Consider the following 4,281-nt stretch of genomic DNA (forward strand, 5'->3'; position numbering starts at 1 on the left):
CGTCTCAGATGTTCGATAAAGGGACGGCCGGTCTTGTCTTTCTGGCCGCGATGGGCCTCTTCGGCGATCTTCGCTGCCTGGTAAAGCATGATCTCCTCGATCTATTGGAAGCCCGCCCCAACGGGACAACGAGAGGGGCAGGATTGGGGCCCGACCCGGTCCGCCGGCGCGCCTTGCAGGGACGGCGCGCCATACTGCGGCAGAACATGAGCAGCGTTCAAATGTTCCCTCGTGTCCGGCCGAAAAACAGGAACCCGCGGCCCGCGCAGTCGTTAGCATTTACGCAAACACAAAGGAGGTCTGCACCATGGATTGGAACCGCGTCGAAGGTAACTGGAAGCAGGTCAAGGGCAAGGTGAAGGAACAGTGGGGCAAGCTCACCGATGACGACCTCGACCGCATCGCCGGCAACCGTGAGCAGCTCGAAGGCAAGATTCAAGAGCGCTACGGCATCGAGAAGGATCGCATCCGCCGCGACATCGACGACTGGGCGAGTCGCCAGGGCTGGTAAGATCCGCCGCCGGATAAAATGAGCCCGCAGCCCCGATCGGGGCTGCGGCGTCGAAAGCCAGAATTTTGATTTCAGAACAGGGACGTTATATTAGTTGATTAAGCGATTCGTGGCACGGTGAACCGATGGCCAAGAAGAAATCGAGACCGGCCTTGTCCGTTATCGCCGCAGCCTCGCGATCGGAGGCTTCCGAAGCGATTTATTTTGCCCGCAAATGCGGCCTTACCCCCGATGAAGCCCTGCGGATAATGCGCGAGGCGCTCGTGACCGTGGGGCCTAAGCCCGCCGGCGCCGGAAAGCGGAAGCGCTAGGCGCCATCGCCTCGGGCGATCGGATACCATCTTTCTCGAACCCGCAGCGGACTTCGGCCTGGATCGCACAGTGCTGTGCTCGCCGGCAAAGCCCGGGTTCCAAACCGCTCCGTCCGTGACGCGAGAAAGTTCCGCTTGATGGCAGGGTGACACAACATGTGACCCCGCCGCCAGCGCTTATCCGCAACTCCCAAACCGAGGCCAGCGTTTGTAAGCGCGGACCACGCTTTCACTTTCACCTGTCAACGGGAGGGAGAGCAATGGTTTTTCCGGGTTTCCTCGACCCCGAGGATTTGGTCATCCTCGCAGCCGCTCTCGACGACTACTGCCGCACATTTCGCATACCGTCGGACAGTGAGGAGCGGCTTCATGCGGCAAGGCACGCGCTGATTTTGTTTGAGAACGGCTGCCGCGATCCGGTCGAATTGAGTGAAAAGCTCAAGGCCAAACGCAAGCCTGCGTGAACCTTAGGTTCGCGTCAGCCTCTTGCCGCCAAAATGAAACATACGGCCACCTCGAAAGTTCTTATCTGAGAGGAGGCGCGCCATGGTTGGAAATGATGGAAAGCAGGTGCAGCAAACGGAGGCCGATGTCCAAATGCTCGCCCACCGGTTGGCAAAGGACGCGGACATTTCGGAAAACGATGCCCGCGAGTTGATCAAGCTAATCGGAACCGACTGGCCTTCGCTGCTGCGCGAAGCCCGGTTCCTCAAAAGCCGACACTGATGCTGCTTGCCGGCCAGGCGTCCCGCGATTCTTTGCGAGCTGCTTCAGCGCCTTGAGAAAGATCGGAGCCGCCAGATCGCATCTGTATTTGGACGGTCCATTGGTCTGGATGACGATTTCAGCCTGCCTCAGGGTCAGGCCGTGCTTTTGGGCGAATTCGAGCGGTTGATAGGCCTGCTCCCAACCTGGCCCTGTCTTTGGCATCGTGACGACTTCCTCCCGCGATTGATACGTTAGGCAACGCATTCGGCTGGACAAGGTTTCAACGGCTCGCACACAGCGGCGAAACCGCTGCCAAGCGCCTGGCACTGGGTGCATGGAACTTCGGTTGCCGCTGATTGTTGCACCTGAAAGGCGGGCCGGGATGACCATATCGTCGCTGCATCTGCTCAAGGGCATAGGCTATTCGATCTCAACGGTAAGCGTGATGCTGCTGGCGATCGTCAGTTGGGAGCACGTTTCGCAAAATCCGTTGCTGATTGCCTGCCTGCTTGGCGGCGCCGCCACTTCGATCATCGGGATGTTCTGCCGCTGGCTTTCCTACGAAGTCGAAAAGCGTCAGCAGGAGCGACAGGCAGAGAACGGCCAACTCTCGAACCGGCGGCCAGCAGCGTCACCCCTGCCGCCAGCGCCGGAACTCCGAGACCAGCACCGTGATCAGGCTGCTGAGGACGATCCATCTGACGACCTCGCCGTCCGGCACGCTCGGTTGCGGTGACCTGCCTGACCTTGACGTTTCGTCGCTGGCCGCCACCACGGGCGCGAGATCCTGCCGGCTGCCGCTCCGCACCGAATAGGCGCGGGTGATCTCGGCACCGAAGAGGAAAATCTGTGCCGAATAGTAAACCCAGACCAGCACGACCATCAGCGCGCCGGCCGCGCCATAGGACGTGCCGATGGCGCTGGTGCCGATGTACCAGCCGATCAGCGACTTGCCGATGGTGAAGAGCAGCGCGGTGACGATGGAACCGACGCCGACGTCGCGCCATTTGAGCCTGCGGTCCGGCAGGACCTTGTAGATCGCCGCGAAGAGCAGCGCGATCAGCACGAAGGAGACGATGGTGTTGATCGCGCTCACGATCAGCTCGCCGAACGGCAGGTGCTGGTTGATGACCTCACTCAGCGCCGAGATCGCCGTGCTTGCGGCGAGCGACACCAGAAGCATGAAGCCAAGAGCTGCCACCAGCCCGAGGCTTGCCGCCCTCGCCCGCACTAGGCGCGAAAGCGAAACGCCGCTGGGCTTGACCTTCCATATCTCGTTCAACGACTGCTGCATCTCTCCGAAGACGCCGGAGGCGGTGACAAGCAGCGTGATCAGCCCGATGAGGGTGGCCAGCGTGCTGGACCCGCGATGCGCGGCGGTCTCGATCACTGCCGTGAGCAGTTCGGCGCTCTGCGGGCCCATCACCCCCGCGAACTCAGCCGAAAGCGCGAGCTGCGCGGCGTCGTTGCCGATGACGACGCCCGCGATCGCTACCACGATCAGAAGGATCGGCGCCAGCGAGGTCGTGGCGTAGAAGGCCATCGCCGCGCCATGGCTCAGCGCATTGTCGTTGACATAGCCGGTGATGCTCTCTTTCAGCACAACCCAGGCTTCCTGGAACCAGCGCTGCATCTTCCTTCCCGTCGGCTGCTTCTCCTCGTCGGCTATTTGGGGCGCGGATCCTCGAGCACGGCTCCGATGGTCTGGAACGAACCCGCGCGACGCTTCTCGACGGCTTCGGCGAGCGCCAGCGCGGCATTGCGGACTTCCGTCTGCACGGCATGGTCGGCGTCGAGCTCGTCATGGCTCGTCGCATAGGGCTTCCAGTAGCCAATGTAGCGGTCGAGCTCGGCAGCCTCGCCCACCGGATCGAGCTTCATCGAGCGCAGCCAGTCGGCGAGGCTGTGGCGCACCCTTCCGGCACCTTCGGTGTCGCCATGCACGATTACGGAGAACAGCCGGCCGGCGAGATGGCGCGGATAGTCCCAGCCGGCAAGCTCGACCTTCTTGGCGAGCGCGGCATCCTTGCCCTGCGTCAGCGAAGGATCGGGATTGCCGCCGTCGGCGCAGACAAGCCGGTCCATCATCAGCTTCACCGGCGAGGAGGAATGGTACCAGTTGACCGGCGTGACGATCATGACGCCATGCGCCTCGACCCAGAGCGGATAGATGTCGTTCATCCAGTCACTGACCTGCCCGAGCGAATGATTGGGGTAGCAGGAACACGGCCAATGGCAGAGCGCGGCCGCCGTCGAGAAGCACGCCTTGCAGGGAAAGATCCTGCGGCCGTATTCGGAGGCGAGCCGCGCAAGGTCGAGAACCTCGATCGCGAAGCCCGGTCTTGCTGCAATGGCGCTGCGCGCCAACTCGACAAGGCGGAAGGTCTTCGACATTTCGCCCGGGCACGTGTGCTCGCTGCGCGAGGAGCCGTTTATGAGCAGGATGCGGGACGGCGCGGTCTTGTCCTCGTACCGGCGCTGTGCCGCTTCGACCGCTTCGTGCGCGGCGAACCAGTCGACGGAGAGATCATAGTCCGGATCGTGGAAGCCCTGTCCCGCCTTTCTGGTGATCGGTGCCTTGCGTTCTTCGCTGTAGGCCTGCCAGGCGATCTCGGCCAGCCTGCCAATGGCATCCGCCTCCGGCTGAAAGGCCGGATCGTAGAATTGTCTCAGATAGCGTGCCTTGAATTCGCTTTCGCCAAGACGCGGGCTCGGCATGCCTTTGCGCGGCTTAGGGCTCTTGCTGAAATC

The 4,281-nt window shown here is 62.1% G+C and carries 6 protein-coding genes; 4 read left to right on the forward strand and 2 right to left on the reverse strand.

The features are described 5' to 3' along the window. Nucleotides 1-307 precede the first annotated feature (307 nt). The 4 genes from EOA60_RS20935 (at nt 308) to EOA60_RS20950 (ending at nt 1,548) form a co-directional block, all read left to right on the forward strand. The gene (locus EOA60_RS20935; RefSeq protein WP_066999415.1) at nt 308-511 is read left to right on the forward strand and encodes a CsbD family protein; all 204 of its coding nucleotides are present in this window, start codon (nt 308-310) and stop codon (nt 509-511) included. Between the two features lie 125 nt (nt 512-636). Next, entirely contained in the window at nt 637-822 is a 186-nt protein-coding gene (locus EOA60_RS20940) for a hypothetical protein (protein ID WP_066999417.1), read from the forward strand. Between the two features lie 260 nt (nt 823-1,082). Continuing rightward, entirely contained in the window at nt 1,083-1,286 is a 204-nt protein-coding gene (locus tag EOA60_RS20945; RefSeq protein WP_095824500.1) for a hypothetical protein, read from the forward strand. 82 nt (nt 1,287-1,368) lie between these two features. Continuing rightward, nucleotides 1,369-1,548 (forward strand): hypothetical protein, encoded by a 180-nt coding sequence (locus EOA60_RS20950; protein WP_082953924.1) that lies wholly within the window; start codon nt 1,369-1,371, stop codon nt 1,546-1,548. A 613-nt stretch (nt 1,549-2,161) separates the two neighbouring features. On the opposite strand, the gene EOA60_RS20955 is transcribed toward EOA60_RS20950, so the two are convergent. Beyond that, nucleotides 2,162-3,163: a YihY/virulence factor BrkB family protein gene (locus tag EOA60_RS20955; RefSeq protein ID WP_095824501.1), complete on the reverse strand. Its 1,002-nt coding sequence runs from the start codon at nt 3,161-3,163 to the stop codon at nt 2,162-2,164. 32 nt (nt 3,164-3,195) lie between these two features. Further along, the coding region (locus tag EOA60_RS20960; protein ID WP_245502592.1) for a flavodoxin family protein at nt 3,196-4,281 on the reverse strand (1,086 nt) is incomplete at its 5' end.

The sequence above is a fragment of the Mesorhizobium sp. M1A.F.Ca.IN.020.06.1.1 genome (assembly GCF_004023265.1).
GTDB lineage: Bacteria > Pseudomonadota > Alphaproteobacteria > Rhizobiales > Rhizobiaceae > Mesorhizobium.